The following is a 15,871-nucleotide window of genomic DNA, read 5'->3' as shown; positions in this document are numbered from 1 at the left end:
ATTTGCCGTTGGAGATTTTTAGGCTGTCGTGCTCACGGGTGCAGTAGGTGCTGCCCCCGAAATGCACCAGCTCTTGCGGTTCATAAGTCCGAAGATAGGTCAGCAAGTCCATCTCACGGGCTCGCGCTACCACCTCCGGCGGGATATATGGCATATGTTTCACCTCCGTTCTGACATGAAAATAGCCGAGGGGTTTTCAAAATGAAAACCTCTCGGCTATGTATGTGCTATTCAATTTATCGAAGTGAATCTGCCCGTCCCTGCGTTTTTATTATGCCTGTTCCATAATTGCCTGGTATCCATTTACTTTATCGCCAGTGATTCTAATCGAATAGGCATCACCGAATTTTGCTGTAAAAGTAATTGGCTTCATCGGCATCGTATATTCTTCAGGATAAATGTTCTCATAGTTTGGGTCGCAGTATTCTGTGATAACCGTGAAATTCAATAAAAGCTCAACCATATCAGAAACGGTTTCGTAGTGTTGCTTATCAATCGACCAATATATCAAATCGTCTTTTTTAAGCATGGTTTTATCCGCGTTGGAGATGCCTCCACTCTCTTTCTGCCCGTCGATGTCGCTATCAATAATAAGAAGTCCCACATCTTCCTTCAAATCAAGTTGTATCTGAAGGGCGATTTCGTTCTCGTTGATTTCTGACGGTTGGTCTGTCCTGTGAAACGCAAAGATCACGGCAATGGCCAGCACAGCGACAACGGCAAGGACTGTGATTACGATTTTTTTCATTACCGCTTCCTCCATGTCAACATGACTCCAACCACGCAAACAAGCAGCACAATGGGGGCAAGCCTTGCAAAGATAAACTCGAAACCATGTAGAATCGTTCCCGCAACCGCCAGTTCAGGATTACTGTAATCCCAGCCCAAATAAGAACTCTTCATTGCTGCAAGAACGACATATACGATAACGATCAGCGCGCACAGAGAAAGGAGTCCCCACCGAATGACCTTTGTCCGTGCCATGGTTCTTTTGGCAAGCTGGAGGTTGATTATCTCAAGCTTTTCGGAAATAGTCTTGAGATCGTCAGGCTCCTGCTCCTGTATGGTTTCACCAAGCAACGCACTTACGGATGTGTCTAATTCCTCTGCCAGAAAAATCAGTAAATCAGAATCCGGAACCGACAAACCGTTTTCCCATTTTGATACCGTCTGTCTTACTACATTTAGCTTTACGGCAAGTTCTTCTTGAGAAAGGCCTTTCGCTTTTCTTGCCCTTTTGATGTTTTCATTCAACATATCCACGCCTCCTTAGGACTTGATGCGCTTATTTTAATCGCAAAAGGGCCGTTGCCGCAAGCAACGCATATTAACATCTATGGTCTTTCCGTAGAAAAACATTGTTATTCTCCTTACGCCTTAATATATCTCGTCGCCCGTCCTGAGCCGATTCGTTTTACCGAGCCGGTTTTGACCATGGCGCCGAGGACGGCTTCGACGGTCGTGGGGCTGACATCGGGAAGAATTTTGCAAATCTCTGCTTTGGAAAGCGGCGTCAGGCTGTTCAGGACGGTCGCTTCCACACGGGCTTTCTTCGTGATTTTCTTGCCGTGTACCACCGCAAACCGCTTGTCCAGTTCCTTATAGCACATATAAAGGGTGGACAGGAAATTCTCGATAAAGGGGAAATAGGAGTTCTCATTCGTTTCCCATCCTGCCGAGGACTGCCGCAGGGCTTCGTAATAATATGCCTTGTAATTGTTGATCTGTTCCTCGAAGGACACATATTTTCCTGCGTCAAAGCCGTTTTTGTATAACAGCAGCAGCGAGAGCAGGCGGGACATTCTGCCGTTGCCGTCCCGGAACGGGTGGATGCAGAGGAAGTCCAGAATCACACAGGGGATCAAAAGGAGCTGATTGATATTTGCATCGTTTCGTGCATCCAGATAAGCAAGCTCCAACTGCTCCATTGATTTCGGCGCTTCGCTCGCAGGGGTAGGACGGAAGCGGACACGACGGTTTCCGTCAGCGTCGATCTCCAGAATCACATTGTCGTCCGTCTTGTACTGCCCGCCGTACTCATAGCCCGCAAAGCTCATCATCGTTTCGTGCAGCCGCAGAATGTCGCTCTGCCGGAAGTCAATATGTTCATAGCCCAAGTGGATCTCATTCAGCGCATCTCTATACCCGGCGATCTCCGCCTCGTTGTGGTTCAGCGGGGCGCTGTTCTGATTGACAATGGCGGCGATACGCTCGTCACTGGTCACAATGCCCTCGATGGCGTTGGAGCTTTTGATGGACTGCACCTTTGCAACAGCTTCCAGCTCCGTGAAGATCTGCGTGTATTCGTCCTTGCGCACACCCGCCATTGTTTTGAGTGCCGCAATATTGAAAGTGAGGTTCACAAGGTTTGCAGGCAGCAAACCGTTATTCAAAAAGGAGTAATCGAATTTTCTCATACAGCACCAGCCTTTCTGCACATAATTATAGCATATTATATGCAGAAAAGCAAGCAACTATATGAGTTATATGCATATATTTTCCTTGAAATATGTGCATATAATGGAATTGTATATGCAGAAAACGGCACATATTCTATCGTTCCGGCTGCTCCGTTTGCCGTTTGACTTCGGTACGCTCCATCACAACAGGCGAGCTGATCCGGTATTCTTCGGGGATGCTCTCGATGTCGCCGTCGTAGATGTCCACAAAGCGGCCGCCGTTTGACCGCACATAGCCGTTATCCCCGAACACGCCGCCTTCTTCATACCGAATATCGCGCCCAAAACTTTCATAGTCGATATAATTTGCCAGTGCGCCAAGGTTGCTTGTGTCGTAGCATCCGCTTTCCTCAATCCAGTAATAGCCGAGGTCGTAGTCACTCCGCACACCGGGCAGGTAATCAAAGCAGTCCAAATTCTCGGTCAGGTTGATCAGCTCCTGCACGCTGCCGGTGTTCTCACCCAAGTCCAAAACCGCCTGCCAGAAATCGTCACTCTCCCGCAGTTCCATGATCTGCCCGGCGAGATAGTTCAGCTCGCTCAGACTCTCGTATTCTCCGAGCACCTTGCCGATAACCTCGTCCGGGCAGTCATAGTCGGTGATGAACCATTCCTCATAGCGCCGCCCGATGCCGATGCGCCGAAAAACTGCCTGCATTTCTTCATTGGTCACGGGGAACTCCACCCATTCGCCCACCAAAAAGCCCTCGTTGTATTTGCCGAGGTTGGTAATAAAGGCTTCAAAAGCGCAGTCCCTTGTATCTGCTACGTGCATCATTGCGTCCGTCCCTCGCTTTCTGCCATAAGAAATTGTCCGAACTCGGTAAAGGCATACCAGTTCGTGCGGTCAAAGCGGTTCTCGTTGAATTGCCCTTTTGTGAGTACCCGCCCCTTGACCAGCCGCTTTAGGGCATAGCGGATCTCGTCGTAAGACAGAAACGGGAGAAAGCCGGTCATCATCTGCACCGAACAGCGCACCCAAACCTTGCCCTCATGGAGCTGCGGCGATTCGGCGCTTTTCTGCTCGGTACAATCCCAAAGGAAGGAGGTCAGCACCGCCGCATTGACTCCGTATTTTTTCGCTATGTCCGCATCAAAGAAATGAACCATATTTTTTCCTCCGTTCGTTCTGAAAAACAAAAAGCAGCTTTTCAGCTGCCTTTCGGAAAGTTTCTATACAGACCACATATAGCGGTGATCTTTCTTTTTCGGGTAGTACAGGGAGTAACAGGGGGTGAGGTGTGGCGAGGGGGAGAAAATTTACGCAGCCGTTTCACTTCCGCAAAAGGGCAGACTCTCCCTAAGGCGTCCCTTTATCTTTCCTGATCGCGTCGGCGCTGCAAATGCCGATTGTAAAATTCAAGTGCTCGAATCACAAAATCGGTTTCCTGCCCTCGCGGAATCGATTTCGGAATGAGCCTCGTTATTCGCTCGTCGCGAAAAGCAGGCTTTTCACGTTGGTTCGGCTTTTCCTCCTGCATAATGGAAAGGATAACTTCTGCGGACAGCTTTCCGTCCCGGCTGAACTCTTTCATTTTGATGGCCTGCGCCAGCGACGGTGTGCAGTCCTCGCACTCCATCGTGTCATATAGGCTCTGCTGTTGTTCTTTGGAGAGGTAGGAAAGCTCCACGGCGGGGCGGAAAGCAACCTTGCCGCTGTCCACCATGTCCAGCATCGGTGGAATCAGCTCGGTCAGGCGGATATAGCGATAAATCTGTGGCTGACTGTCGCCACTCTTTTGACTGACCTGCTGTGCAGAGGTTAGTCCTTTCAACTTCTTATCCAGTGGAGAAGAAGTTAAGTCTGTTCTTTCACCTTGCCGTTTTATGGCTTCCAACTTCATCTTGTAGGCAAATGCCTTTTCGGACGGTAAGATCGTTTCTCGCTGCAAATTGCTGTCCACCATGATGATCGTCGCTTCGTCATCAGTGAGATTGCGGACGATGCAGGGCATTTCGGTGATTCCTGCCAGTGTTGCCGCACACTTTCGCCTGTGACCGGCAACCATCTCATAGCCGCCGTCCGCCTTGGGGCGGACAAGGGCAGGCACCAGCACGCCGTACTGCTTTACGCTGTCCGCCATCTCCGCCATAGCCTCGTCCTGCTTGACCTTGAACGGATGGTTGGGAAAGTCGGAGATGTCGGCGGGGTTCAGCGTGACGACCTTTTCAAGCTGCGCTTCCGCACGACTCTCGTCGGTGGAGAACAGATCATCGAGCGGCGTCATCCCTAAATCTCTCGGTTTTGCGCTCAAGCTCCAACACCTCCTTCGTCAGCGAGCGGTATGCGGCGGCGACCTTGCCGTTCTTGTCGTGGGCAAAAATGCTCTTGCCCACGCCGCCCTTTTGGTTCGTCACCGCGATTACTTTGCAATTCGCCATATGGGTTTCCTCCTTTACATAAATTTAGCCGCCTGCGGCGCAGCAGACGGCTATGTAATCGGGCAAAATATTCGGTTTTTAGCTCAAAATCAACTGCGATAAATTGAGTGATTTTCGACTTTTCTTGAAGCAACCAGTTGAAAAGTGCAGATTTGCTTGTCCGCAAGAAGCAGATACAAGTTTAATAGCAGTCCTTACACAGTTAATACTTATACAGAAGCAACTGCATACAGATTTACAATTCGTTTTGGCTTCATTTTTTCGATGAAATCAGGGCTTTTTGAATGCTCTGCATTATCGGAATCGCAACGCTTTTTTACAGACTTAAATTCGGTAAGACTATGTATTTTAAGTCCAAAACTCAACTGCTTGTCCTCCAAACAAGGACACCGGAGCATTTCTGTCACGTATGTAGGCACCGAAGAACTCGCTCATCTCGAGATGGTGGGGACAATCGTGTACCAGCTGACGCGGAATTTGACGCAGGAGGAGATTCAAAAGCAAGGCTTTGATGCGTATTTCATCGACCACACGACGGGCGTTTACCCGGTAGCGGCCTCCGGCGCGCCGTTCAGTGCAGCGTGCATCGCCGTAACGGGCGACACGCTGGCAGACATCAACGAAGACCTCGCCGCCGAGCAGAAGGCCCGCGTAACGTATGACAACATCCTGCGCTTTGCGGATGATCCCGATGTGCGCGACCCCATCAAGTTCCTGCGCGAGCGCGAGATTGTGCATTACCAGCGCTTTGGCGAGGGCTTGCGCATCGCGACTGACCGACTCGATTCCAAAAACTTCTACGCGTTTAACCCCTCGTTCGACTAAACAAAAACGGGCGGCACTTTTTCGGTGCTTGCCCGTTTTTCCTATGGCTTACGGCGAATTTGTGACTTTTTAGACGATTTTGACGCAGGGTTAGGAGGCAAAATACCCTGAATTTTCCTGCGAATGCGACAAATTCACGGGGGTTCGGGCGCAAATTTTTCCGTACTGTTACAAAGATTTAATGAAACGGCGAACTTTACGGTAAAACACTGGCGATTTTCTGCACAGTGTGGTATACTAACTCTGTTTAATGCGGAAAAGTGCGGCTTTCCGCAACGGCAAAATTTGGCAGCGTGTGTTTGGTGTGCGGGCAAAGGCCACACGCTATGCGCAAAAATGGAACGGCGCTGCACAGAAAGGGGCGAAGCCTCTGTGAAAAAAAGAATACTGCTCGGGCTGATCTCCGTTTTCAAAGCGCTGTATAACGCCGTATACGCCGTCATGAAGCTGCGCCCCATGCAGAAAAAAGTCGTCATGATCAGCCGCCAGTCGAACAGCCAGCGGCCGGATTTTGAACAGCTCGGCACAGAGATTGAAGTGCGTGATCCAGGGGTGCGCCTTGTGTATCTCTGCCGCGAAATGGGCGATACGCCGTTAGAGCTCCTGCGCTATTGTTTCCATTTGCTGCACTGCGCTGCGGAGCTTTCCACCGCGCATGTGTGCATCATAGACGGCTACTGCATCCCGGTCAGCGTGCTGCATCACCGTAAAGAGCTGCGTGTGGTGCAGGTCTGGCACGCGCTTGGCGCCATTAAGAAGTTTGGCAGGCAGGCGCTTTCCGTGCCCGGCGGGCGCGATAAAGAGCTTGCGGAGCGCATGGGGATGCATAAGCACTACGATGCCGTGCTCTGTGCGAGTCACCGTACAGCAAAAGCCTATGAGGAGGCGTTCGGCGTTTCTGCCGATAAAATGCGCGTGACCGGCGTGCCGCGCGTAGACGCCATTTTGAAAATGAATCGCGCGCGTTGCCGCCGCCGTTTTTTCGCGGCCTACCCGGAGCTGCGCGGGCAGAAGATCGTCCTATACGCTCCCACGTTCCGCGACGGCGAGCAAACGCCTGAGATTGAGCCGCTCATCACGGCGGCGGAAAAAATGGGTATGCTGCTCATCGTGCGGCTGCACCCACTCGACCGCGAGCGCTTGGAGCGCCGCTGTGTGCTGCCGAAGTTCCGCGAGTGCCCGGAGTTCGGCACCTTCACGCTAATGGCAGTAGCAGACGCCGTCATCACGGACTATTCCGCTATTTCCATTGAGGCGAGCCTCATCAAAAAGCCGGTGTATTTCTACGTTTACGATTTAGAGCGCTACAAGGAAACGCGCGGCCTCAACTTTGACCCGCTTGCAGAGATGCCGCACTGCGCATTCACAAAAGCCGAGCCTCTGGTCGACTGTATCCTCCACACGCCCTACGATTACGAAAAGCTCACCGCCTTCAGAAAAGAATTCGTGGAGACGGATGACACGAACAACACGCAGCGCTGTGTGGATCTTATAATGACTTTCCTTACAGAAGGGATAAATGATAGATAAAATGAAGTCAGAACGTAATTTTGATTCGATAAAAGTCAGCGTTATCGTTCCTGTATACAACGTTGAAGCGTATTTGGAGCGTTGCCTTGATTCCTTAGTGAAGCAAACGCTGGAAGAAATGGAGATCATTGTTGTCAACGACGGCACAAAGGATAATTCGCAGGCGATCATAGACCGTTATGCCGCAGCATATCCGCAGAAGGTGATAAGCCTTATCAAAGAAAACGGCGGACTATCCGATGCGCGCAACTACGGTATTCCGTATGCGCACGGTGAATACATCGGCTTTGTGGACAGCGATGACTATTTAAACGTGACCATGTACCAAAAGCTGTACGACCGCGCCGCTGAAACGGATTCGGACATTGTGGTTTGCGGCTATTACGGCATAGACGAAAATACCGAAACGCGGCGCTTTTTCCAGCGCGGCAGCACGCTGGAGTTCGGTGTGAGCCTGCACGAAAACCCGAAGCTTCTGTACACAAATGCACCGTATGCCTGGAATAAAATTTACCGCCGCGCCTTATTTGAGCGCACGGGGATACGCTTCCCGAAAGGGAAAATTTATGAGGACATTGCGACCATCTATCCGCTGATGCTGCATGCCAACCGAATCTCCAAAGTAAACGAGCCGCTGTACTACTATATTCTAAAGCGCGAAGGCGCAATCACGGCGACATTCTCCGAGAACATCCTGCAGATGTATGATTCGCTCGCAATCATGAACGAATACTATATTCGGGAAGGCGCATTCGAGGAGTTTAAAGAGGTGCTCGGCTTCATCAATTTGAAGCACACGATCCTGCGCTTCCGCGATTTTACGGCATATAAAGATAAAGATCTGCAGTTTAAAGTCGTCCGTAAGGGCTTTCAGCATCTGGATCACTATTTTGATGACTGGCGCAGAAACAAGGTGTTTTTTGACTTTTTCTTCTCCAAAAAACGGCTGATGGGCGCTTTGGCCAAGCACGAGTTCACGTGGTATCTTTACAGCATGATGCCGAATTCCGTGCTGCGCCTTTTGGGCAAAGCGGCAAAAACGATGCGCAAGGCTTTGACGGTTTTCTCAAAGCGCAGTTATTTGAATAAATACTACTATGTGCGCACGTGTAAAAAGAAGCCGCTTTGCGACAAGCAGGTGCTTTTTGAATCCTTCCACGGTACGAACCTAAATGATTCGCCGTTCGCAATGATGCGCGAGCTGGCAAAGGACCCGACGTTTACCATCTATTACACGTCGAAAAAAGAGCTGATGGGCGAGCACCGGAAGATATTAGATGCGTATGGTCTGAACCGTGTGCAGCTTATCCCGCTCGGCTCGAGAAAATACCAGAAGATTTTGGCAACGAGCCGATACCTTGTAAATAACGTGAGCTTCCCAACGTATTTTATCCGCCGTGAAGGGCAGGTCTATTTGAATACATGGCACGGAACGCCGCTGAAGACCCTCGGCAAAAAAATGGCGATGGGCATTCAGGATATGAGCAACATGCAGCGCAATTTCCTGCACAGCAGCTATCTTCTGCACCCGAACCGCTATACGATGGATCACATGATGGAAGATTACAACCTGAACCACCTCTATACGGGAAAGGTGATCCTGAGCGGGTACCCGCGCAACGCGATATTCTGGGATAAAGACGCGGCAGCGGCGGTGCGAAAGCAATACGGAATGGACGGCAAGGAAACCTTTGCCTACATGCCGACTTGGCGCGGCGCGATGAGCTCCGGCGCAAACAAAGGCGGGTACGAAGCGGAAGTGCGCGACCTGCTGACAAAGTTCGACAGCGCGCTGACGGATAAGCAGATCATGTACGTGAACCTGCATCCGCTTGTAAAAGATAAAGTGCCGATCGAAGGCTATAAGCATATTGTAAAATTCCCGGATGACGTGGACAGTTACAGCTTTTTGAATGCTGTGGACGTGCTGATTACGGACTATTCCAGCGTTTTCTTCGATTTTTCCATCACGCGCAAGCCGATCGTGCTCTTTATGTACGACTATGATGCGTACATGGCAGAGCGTGGCATGTATATGGATGTGCGCGACCTCCCGTTCCGCAAAATTTATACCATGAATGAAATGCTCGCATACCTGCACGAAAACGATAAGCAGGCAGACGTGAACAGTGCGGCGTATGACGCGTATTATAAGATGTTTACAAATTACGATGCGCCGGATAATATCCAGAACCTGAACGACATGCTGTTCTACGGAAAAGCGCCGAAGTTTGAAGTGATCGATTATGCCGAAAACAAAAAGCAGCCGCGAAATGTTTATCTTGTCGGAAAGAACGACCATAAGGGTTGGGCGAAAGAGCTGGAACAGCAGCTCTGTTCCATGGAAGCGCCCGTAGCGGTTTTCCTGCGCAGGGATTTCAACGAGCTCACCCTCAAGGAGCTGACCGATAAATATAACGATTGGCTGGATTACACCGTGATTGATACGCAGATGTTCCTTTCTTTGCCGGAAAACATCAAGCTGTTTTTCAGCAGAGAGCGTAATACGTATAATTGCGATGCTGTTTTCGCGCGGGAAGTATTCCGTATTTTGCCGCATCTGAATATTCAAAGTGTAACGGCAGGCGATGACTCTTACAGAAACCGGAGCATTGAGCAAGCTGTAAAAAACGAAAGGAAAGGCTAAAACATGAAACGAGTATTGACCTACGGAACGTTTGACCTGCTGCATTACGGCCACATCAACCTTTTAAAGCGCGCAAAGGCACTGGGCGATTATCTTATCGTGGCGCTTTCCACGGATGAGTTCAACGCCGGCAAGGGCAAAAAAGCGTTTCACGATTATGAAACGCGCAAAATGATGCTCGAAGCCATTCGCTACGTTGACCTCGTCATTCCGGAGGAAAGCTGGGATCAGAAGATCAGCGACGTGAAGGACTACCATGTGGACGTAGTCGTTATGGGCAGTGACTGGGAAAACAGCGATCGCTTTGACTACCTCAAGGATTACTGCGAGCTCGTTTTCCTGCCGCGCACGCCGGGCATCTCCACCACGAAGATCAAGCACGACCTCGGACTTGTAAACGAAAACGAAAATGCCGAAGCGCTCATGAACCACTGATTATACGCTTTCGCAAAAAGTTATTTATAAAAATAGCAGATATAAAACACGCTCCCGCTGCAGATACTTTAAAGAAGTAAGCAGGGGAGCGTGAATTTTTTTGAGAAAAGTTGGATCAAAAGGTTTTTATCGCCGTTACAGTTCGCTCTGTGTTACGCCGTCAAATCGACATACTCGCCTTTGACGAAGCCCAAAAGCTGATCCGGGTTTACGATGAGCTGCACGCCGCGCATACCGCCGCTGACGGCGATTGCATCAAACAGCATGGCGGTCTCGTCGATATACGTCGGGAACTCCTTCTTCATGCCCACGGGCGAGCAGCCGCCGCGGATATAGCCGGTCGTCGGCAGCAAGTCTTTCACGTGCAGAAGCTCCACGGATTTATTTTTGCTGGCTCTGGCAGCTTTTTTGAGGTCTAATTCCTCCGCTACGGGGATGCAAAACACGACAAACCCGGTCTTATCGCCGCGCGCAACGAGCGTTTTGAACACCGTCTCATACGGCATGCCCACGGCGTCTGCCGCGTGTACGCCCGCGAGATCGGTCTCCTCAAATTCATATGTGCGCACCTCATAGGGAATCTTCGCGCCGTCCAGCATGCGCATGGCGTTCGTCTTTTTTACGCCGGAGCTCATGCTTCACCGAGCTCCTTCAGGATCATGTCGGCCGCCTGCTTTGCGCACTTGCGGTAGCCTTCCTCGGTCAGGTGCAGCATATCCGGGCACTTATAATAGTGCTCGCCTTCCTTGCACAGCGCGTAAAGGTCGTTCACCGGGATGTTTTCCTCTGCCATCAGCTTTTTGGCGGCGTCGTTATACAGCTCCACCCACTCGTTATTGTAGTTGATGCTGTCCGCCTGCGTGCCGGTGTTGTCTGCCGCCATGCCGGGCTCCAAAATCGGCGTGGTGGTCGCGAAGATGATCTTCGCGCCGTTTTCTCTGCACAGCTTGATGATGCGCTTTAAGAAGTGCACATATTCCTCAACGGGGTGCATGGCCTCCGTCATCGGAGCCTCAATGTTCATATCCCAGTAGCCGTTGTTCCAGTGTACCACGTCAAAATGACCGTGATGCTTGAACATCTGGTTCGCCTGCCACAGCGTGTACGCAGCGAAGCGGCCGTTGTCCTCGGCATCGTAAACGACCTCACACTTGCCGTCTAACTCTTCTTTTACATAATCGTCATAGCCCATGCGAATGGAATCGCCGAGCAAAAGCACTTTTTTCATTCAGAAAACCTCTTTTCGGGTAGATTTGCCAATAGAATTATACTGCCAAAATCTTGAAAATTCAAGATGCTTTCGGCAGTATACAAAAGGGCGTTGCGTTTCTCTGAAAAACGTGGTATACTCTGCTTATTTTTCTAAAAGGATCGAAAAAAGGAGCTGTGAAAAATGGGCAGATACGATGAAATTTTGGCGCGTTTTATGGCATTTGCCGAGCGTGAGCCGCGCATTTTGATGGGCGTGCAGGTCGGTTCCGGCGTGCGGAAAGACCGCCCGGCAGACGCCTACACGACGCAGTGGGTGCGGAAAGCATTTGAAAATTAAACCCGCCAAACACAGCAAAACGGCACCGATGAAATTTGTCACCGGTGCCGTTCATTTTTAGGTTAGGGGAAAAGCTGACTTACTTCTTTTCCTGAATGTACTTGTCGATCGCAGCTGCGGCGGTCTTGCCTGCGCCCATGGCGAGGATAACCGTTGCGGCGCCCGTTACGGCGTCGCCGCCTGCGTACACACCCTCGATGGAGGTGAGGCCGTGTTCGTCCGCGATGATCTGGCCGCGCTTCTGGGTCTCAAGACCCGGGGTAGTGGCTTTCAGCAGCGGGTTCGGGGAAGTACCGAGGGACATGATAACGCAATCCATCGGAATATCGAATTCGCTGCCCTCAATGACGATCGGGCTGCGTCTGCCGGAAGCGTCCGGCTCGCCAAGCTCCATTTTTACGCAGCGAATACCGGCGACCCAGCCGTAGTTCGGGTCACGCGGGTCGGTGACGTCCGTCGGCAAAATCTCTACCGGGTTCGTCAGCGTATGGAAGATGATGCCCTCTTCCTCTGCGTGCTCCACTTCCTCCTTACGTGCCGGCAGTTCTGCCATGCCGCGGCGGTAGATGATGTACACGTTCTCCGCACCGAGACGCTTTGCGGTTCTCGCGGCGTCCATGGCCACGTTACCGCCGCCGACGACCGCCACGTTTTTCGCGTGCTGGATCGGCGTAGTGGAATCATCGCGGTAAGCCTTCATCAGGTTGCTGCGGGTGAGGAATTCGTTTGCGGAGTACACACCCTTTAGGTTCTCGCCCGGGATGTTCATAAAGCGGGGAAGACCTGCACCCGTGCCGACAAACACGGCCTCGTAGCCGTACTCGTCCTTCAGCTCTTCAATCGTCAGGATACGACCGATAACCATGTTGGTCTCCACCTTGACGCCGAGCGCCTTGAGGTTATCGACTTCCTTCTGCACGATGGACTTCGGCAGACGGAACTCCGGGATGCCGTACACGAGCACGCCGCCTGCAAGGTGCAGCGCTTCGTAAATCGTCACGTCGTAGCCCAGCTTTGCGAGGTCGCCCGCGCAGGTAAGACCCGCAGGGCCGGAACCGATAACGGCAACCTTGTGGCCGTTCTTCGGCGCGGTGATGGTGGCAACGGTAGCGTGTGCGTTGTGCCAGTCGGCAACAAAACGCTCCAGACGGCCGATGCCGACCGGTTCGCCCTTAATGCCGCGCACGCACTTGCCTTCGCACTGCGTCTCCTGCGGACAGACACGGCCGCAGACAGCCGGCAGGGAAGAGGACTGCGCAATAACCTGATACGCGCCCTCAAAGTCGTGCTCGGCGACCTTTTTGATGAATTCCGGAATATGAATATTGACCGGGCAGCCGGAAACGCACGGCATGTTCTTACAATTCAGGCAGCGCTGTGCTTCGTCCAGCGCCATTTCTTCGGTATAGCCCAGTGTGACCTCTTTAAAGTTCTTGTTGCGAACGTTCGGGTCCTGTGAGGGCATGGGGTTCTTTGTCATTCTCATGTTAGGCATGATCACTCAACCTCCTTCTTGAACAGGTTGCAGGCTTCCTCATAAGCGTGGCGCTCGAAAGAAGTGTAGCTGCGGGAGCGGCTCATCGCCTCGTCAAAATCGACCTCGTGGCCGTCAAAGTCCGGGCCGTCTACGCAGGCAAACTTCGTTTTGCCGCCAACGGTCAGGCGGCAGCCGCCGCACATGCCCGTGCCGTCTACCATGATCGGATTCATGGAAACAACGGTCTTCTGGTCGTATTCCTTTGTGGTGAGGCAGACGAACTTCATCATGATCAGCGGGCCGATGGCGATGACCTCGTCAAAACGCTCGCCGTTTTCAAGCAGCGTCTTCAGCGGGGCGGTGACATTGCCCTTTTCGCCGTAGGAGCCGTCGTCCGTCATCAGCGTGAAGTGGTCGGAGCAAGCCTTGAATTCGTCTTCCAGAATCACGAGATCCTGATTGCGGAAGCCGATGATAGAGGTGACTTCCGCGCCCATGGCGTGCAGCTCTTCGGCAATGGGCAGTGCGATGGCGCAGCCTACGCCGCCGCCGATAACGCAGACCTTCTTAAGGCCGTCTACATGCGTTGGTACGCCAAGCGGGCCTACGAAGTCGTGCAGACATTCACCTTCGTTTAAGTGGTTGAGCTTTTCGGTCGTTGCGCCGACAATCTGGAAAATAATTGTAACGGTGCCCTTTTCGCGGTCATAGCCGGCAACGGTCAGCGGAATACGCTCGCCGTTTTCGTCTACGCGCAGAATGATAAACTGGCCGGGCTTTGCTTTTTTCGCAATGAGCGGCGCCTCGATCTCCATCCGCGTCACCGTGGGGTTCAGCGGCTGTTTTTTAACGATCTTATACATACTTCAAAACCTTTCCCTTCAGGCATGTGCGCAGTTTGTGCGGTTTTGCCTAAGTTTTGTCTGTGTCGGATGCCGGTTTTGCAATTTTTGCCTTTAAAACCTGCAAACGATACTATTATAACAGAGAAATATCAAAATTACAACGGGAAAAGACAGGAAATCCCTGCCGTGCGGCGATTTCCGAAGAAATACCGGGCGGCAGGGATAAGATGTCCTTTTACCGGACAGATGCCCGGGGTGCGTTATAGATTGTCTTTATAGACTTAGAAGTCCACTTCCGTGTCGTAGTAGCAGCACTTAAGCAGCTTTTCCATTTCTTCCTGGCTGGGCTGACGCGGGTTGGAACCGGTGCAGGCGTCGGCGATAGCGTTCTTTGCAATCTCCGGCAGTCTCTCAAGGAAGACGTTCTCCGGTACAAAGCCGTTCTCGGTCGGGAAACTGTCCGGGCCGTAGTGCTTGATGCAGTGCGGAATGTTCAGCTCGTCGTTCATGTTGCGCAGGTACTTGATGAGCAGCTGTACCTTCTCGTCGTCGTTGTTGCCACCGAGGTGCATGTAGTCGGCGATGACACCGTAACGCTTCTTTGCGGTCTCGTCCTTTGCGTTGAACGCGATGACCTTCGGCAGGTACATAGCGTTTGCAGCGCCGTGGATGATGTGTGCGCCGTAATCGGCAAACGCAGCGCCGGTCTTGTGTGCCATGGAGTGTACGATGCCGAGCAGAGCGTTGGAGAACGCCATACCGGCCAGACACTGTGCGTTGTGCATGTTGTCGCGGGCGGTCATATCGCCATTATAGGACGGGATAAGGTCCTTCATAATCATCTCGATTGCGTGGATGGCGAGCGGGTCGGTGAAATCGCAGTTTGCGGTGGAAACATATGCTTCAATCGCATGGGTCATAGCATCCATACCGGTGTGCGCAACGAGCTTCTTCGGCATCGTTTCGGCAAGGTCCGGGTCAACGATGGCGACATCCGGGGTAATCTCGAAGTCAGCGATCGGGTACTTGATGCCCTTCTGATAATCGGTGATGATGGAGAACGCGGTCACTTCCGTTGCGGTGCCGGAAGTAGAGGAAATGGCGCAGAAGTGTGCCTTCTGGCGCAGTTTCGGCAGGCCGAAGACCTTGCACATATCCTCAAACGTAACGTCCGGGTATTCATATTTGATCCACATAGCTTTTGCGGCATCGATCGGAGAGCCGCCGCCCATCGCGATGATCCAATCCGGCTGGAACTCGATCATCTTCTGCGCACCCTTCATAACGGTCTCAACAGACGGGTCAGACTCAATGCCTTCAATCAGCTCGACCTCCATGCCGGCTTCCTTCAGATAGCCGACTGCACGGTCCAAAAAGCCGAAACGCTTCATGGAGCCGCCGCCTACACAAACAACAGCCTTCTTGCCTTCAAAATGCTTCAGTTCTTCCAAAGCACCCTTGCCATGATACAAATCGCGGGGAAGTGTAAATCTTGCCATAAGTCTATCGCCCTTTCTATGTGAAGCAATTTATCGCAAAGCTCGGTGGTTTGCACCACCTAACTTCTTTTTACGACTGTATTGTATATCAAAATTTTTGATTTGTTAAGTGCTAAATTCGCATATTGATATTTCTATATTGATATACATGTACTAAAAATGAACGGAGTGTTAGGGAACTATTTTGTTGTGTTTCACAGAGAGTTTGATAATAAAATGTCAC

At 51.5% G+C, this 15,871-nt stretch carries 16 protein-coding genes and 2 pseudogenes; 5 read left to right on the top strand and 13 right to left on the bottom strand.

What is annotated here, in order from left to right; genetic code table 11:
• The 8 genes and pseudogenes from ACLTX1_RS11020 to ACLTX1_RS10985 form a co-directional block, all read right to left on the bottom strand.
• Positions 1–154: pseudogene (locus ACLTX1_RS11020) on the bottom strand (topoisomerase); the annotation flags it as partial.
• 117 nt (positions 155–271) lie between these two features.
• Positions 272–748 (bottom strand): hypothetical protein, encoded by a 477-nt coding sequence (locus tag ACLTX1_RS11015; protein WP_308448824.1) that lies wholly within the window; start codon positions 746–748, stop codon positions 272–274.
• Complete coding sequence (locus tag ACLTX1_RS11010) at positions 748–1,257, bottom strand: helix-turn-helix transcriptional regulator (RefSeq protein WP_308448823.1); 510 nt, start codon at positions 1,255–1,257, stop codon at positions 748–750. Before ACLTX1_RS11010 ends, ACLTX1_RS11015 begins: the two co-directional genes overlap by 1 nt.
• A gap of 113 nt (positions 1,258–1,370) precedes the next feature.
• A complete protein-coding gene (locus ACLTX1_RS11005) occupies positions 1,371–2,417 on the bottom strand; it encodes a Fic family protein (protein ID WP_308448822.1) in 1,047 nt (348 codons plus the stop codon).
• Between the two features lie 136 nt (positions 2,418–2,553).
• Complete coding sequence (locus ACLTX1_RS11000; RefSeq protein ID WP_308448821.1) at positions 2,554–3,237, bottom strand: antirestriction protein ArdA; 684 nt, start codon at positions 3,235–3,237, stop codon at positions 2,554–2,556.
• Entirely contained in the window at positions 3,234–3,569 is a 336-nt protein-coding gene (locus ACLTX1_RS10995) for a hypothetical protein (protein ID WP_412330928.1), read from the bottom strand. The genes ACLTX1_RS11000 and ACLTX1_RS10995 overlap by 4 nt, the downstream gene beginning before the upstream one ends.
• A 203-nt stretch (positions 3,570–3,772) precedes the next feature.
• Entirely contained in the window at positions 3,773–4,687 is a 915-nt protein-coding gene (locus tag ACLTX1_RS10990) for a ParB/RepB/Spo0J family partition protein (protein ID WP_412330927.1), read from the bottom strand.
• Positions 4,671–4,793 (bottom strand): annotated as a pseudogene (locus ACLTX1_RS10985) (ParA family protein); the annotation flags it as partial. The pseudogene ACLTX1_RS10985 and the gene ACLTX1_RS10990, both read right to left, overlap by 17 nt.
• Before the next feature lie 393 nt (positions 4,794–5,186).
• Between ACLTX1_RS10985 and ACLTX1_RS10980 the strand changes: the two are divergent.
• The 4 genes from ACLTX1_RS10980 to tagD all read left to right on the top strand — a co-directional run bounded on the left by ACLTX1_RS10980 (position 5,187) and on the right by tagD (position 10,278).
• Positions 5,187–5,666 (top strand): manganese catalase family protein, encoded by a 480-nt coding sequence (locus ACLTX1_RS10980; RefSeq protein ID WP_412330929.1) that lies wholly within the window; start codon positions 5,187–5,189, stop codon positions 5,664–5,666.
• Positions 5,667–6,038: 372 nt separating this feature from the next.
• Positions 6,039–7,196, top strand: a complete 1,158-nt coding sequence (locus ACLTX1_RS10975; protein WP_412330926.1) for a CDP-glycerol glycerophosphotransferase family protein — start codon at positions 6,039–6,041, stop codon at positions 7,194–7,196.
• A complete protein-coding gene (locus ACLTX1_RS10970) occupies positions 7,186–9,843 on the top strand; it encodes a CDP-glycerol glycerophosphotransferase family protein (protein WP_412330925.1) in 2,658 nt (885 codons plus the stop codon). Before ACLTX1_RS10975 ends, ACLTX1_RS10970 begins: the two co-directional genes overlap by 11 nt.
• A gap of 3 nt (positions 9,844–9,846) precedes the next feature.
• A complete protein-coding gene (gene tagD / locus ACLTX1_RS10965) occupies positions 9,847–10,278 on the top strand; it encodes a glycerol-3-phosphate cytidylyltransferase (protein WP_176821403.1) in 432 nt (143 codons plus the stop codon).
• A 152-nt stretch (positions 10,279–10,430) separates the two neighbouring features.
• Here tagD and ybaK read toward each other — a convergent pair whose 3' ends face one another.
• Together ybaK and ACLTX1_RS10955 are read right to left on the bottom strand one after the other, a co-directional pair.
• Complete coding sequence (gene ybaK, locus ACLTX1_RS10960; protein ID WP_308448816.1) at positions 10,431–10,913, bottom strand: Cys-tRNA(Pro) deacylase; 483 nt, start codon at positions 10,911–10,913, stop codon at positions 10,431–10,433.
• On the bottom strand, positions 10,910–11,506 hold the full coding sequence (locus tag ACLTX1_RS10955; protein ID WP_343284658.1) for an SGNH/GDSL hydrolase family protein: 597 nt from the start codon (positions 11,504–11,506) through the stop codon (positions 10,910–10,912). The genes ybaK and ACLTX1_RS10955 overlap by 4 nt, the downstream gene beginning before the upstream one ends.
• A 165-nt stretch (positions 11,507–11,671) precedes the next feature.
• Between ACLTX1_RS10955 and ACLTX1_RS10950 the strand changes: the two genes are divergently transcribed.
• Positions 11,672–11,827, top strand: coding sequence for a hypothetical protein (locus ACLTX1_RS10950; RefSeq protein WP_343284659.1), 156 nt, complete (start codon positions 11,672–11,674; stop codon positions 11,825–11,827).
• Positions 11,828–11,906: 79 nt separating this feature from the next.
• Here the strand turns inward: ACLTX1_RS10950 and gltA are convergent, their stop codons facing one another.
• From gltA to ACLTX1_RS10935, 3 genes are all read right to left on the bottom strand, one after another.
• A complete protein-coding gene (gltA, locus tag ACLTX1_RS10945; protein WP_412266933.1) occupies positions 11,907–13,322 on the bottom strand; it encodes an NADPH-dependent glutamate synthase in 1,416 nt (471 codons plus the stop codon).
• Between the two features lie 2 nt (positions 13,323–13,324).
• Positions 13,325–14,167, bottom strand: a complete 843-nt coding sequence (locus ACLTX1_RS10940) for a sulfide/dihydroorotate dehydrogenase-like FAD/NAD-binding protein (RefSeq protein ID WP_308448812.1) — start codon at positions 14,165–14,167, stop codon at positions 13,325–13,327.
• Positions 14,168–14,430: 263 nt separating this feature from the next.
• On the bottom strand, positions 14,431–15,648 hold the full coding sequence (locus tag ACLTX1_RS10935; RefSeq protein WP_308448811.1) for an iron-containing alcohol dehydrogenase: 1,218 nt from the start codon (positions 15,646–15,648) through the stop codon (positions 14,431–14,433).
• Positions 15,649–15,871: the final 223 nt, after the last annotated feature.

Source organism: Hominenteromicrobium sp., from assembly GCF_046974225.1.
GTDB classification, from domain to species: Bacteria; Bacillota; Clostridia; order Oscillospirales; family Acutalibacteraceae; genus Hominenteromicrobium; species Hominenteromicrobium mulieris.
Note: the sequence above shows the minus strand (reverse complement) of the source record. Positions and strands in the feature narration are given on the sequence as shown.

Excerpts from the sequence above, each read along its gene's own strand:
- ACLTX1_RS11015 (WP_308448824.1), bottom strand. The coding sequence starts at position 748 with ATGAAAAAAATCGTAATCACAGTCCTTGCCGTTGTCGCTGTGCTGGCC.
- ACLTX1_RS11010 (WP_308448823.1), bottom strand. The coding sequence starts at position 1,257 with ATGTTGAATGAAAACATCAAAAGGGCAAGAAAAGCGAAAGGCCTTTCT.
- ACLTX1_RS11005 (WP_308448822.1), bottom strand. The coding sequence starts at position 2,417 with ATGAGAAAATTCGATTACTCCTTTTTGAATAACGGTTTGCTGCCTGCA.
- ACLTX1_RS11000 (WP_308448821.1), bottom strand. The coding sequence starts at position 3,237 with ATGATGCACGTAGCAGATACAAGGGACTGCGCTTTTGAAGCCTTTATT.
- ACLTX1_RS10995 (WP_412330928.1), bottom strand. The coding sequence starts at position 3,569 with ATGGTTCATTTCTTTGATGCGGACATAGCGAAAAAATACGGAGTCAAT.
- ACLTX1_RS10990 (WP_412330927.1), bottom strand. The coding sequence starts at position 4,687 with ATGACGCCGCTCGATGATCTGTTCTCCACCGACGAGAGTCGTGCGGAA.
- ACLTX1_RS10970 (WP_412330925.1), top strand. The coding sequence starts at position 7,186 with ATGATAGATAAAATGAAGTCAGAACGTAATTTTGATTCGATAAAAGTC.
- tagD (WP_176821403.1), top strand. The coding sequence starts at position 9,847 with ATGAAACGAGTATTGACCTACGGAACGTTTGACCTGCTGCATTACGGC.
- ybaK (WP_308448816.1), bottom strand. The coding sequence starts at position 10,913 with ATGAGCTCCGGCGTAAAAAAGACGAACGCCATGCGCATGCTGGACGGC.
- ACLTX1_RS10955 (WP_343284658.1), bottom strand. The coding sequence starts at position 11,506 with ATGAAAAAAGTGCTTTTGCTCGGCGATTCCATTCGCATGGGCTATGAC.
- ACLTX1_RS10950 (WP_343284659.1), top strand. The coding sequence starts at position 11,672 with ATGGGCAGATACGATGAAATTTTGGCGCGTTTTATGGCATTTGCCGAG.
- gltA (WP_412266933.1), bottom strand. The coding sequence starts at position 13,322 with ATGCCTAACATGAGAATGACAAAGAACCCCATGCCCTCACAGGACCCG.
- ACLTX1_RS10940 (WP_308448812.1), bottom strand. The coding sequence starts at position 14,167 with ATGTATAAGATCGTTAAAAAACAGCCGCTGAACCCCACGGTGACGCGG.
- ACLTX1_RS10935 (WP_308448811.1), bottom strand. The coding sequence starts at position 15,648 with ATGGCAAGATTTACACTTCCCCGCGATTTGTATCATGGCAAGGGTGCT.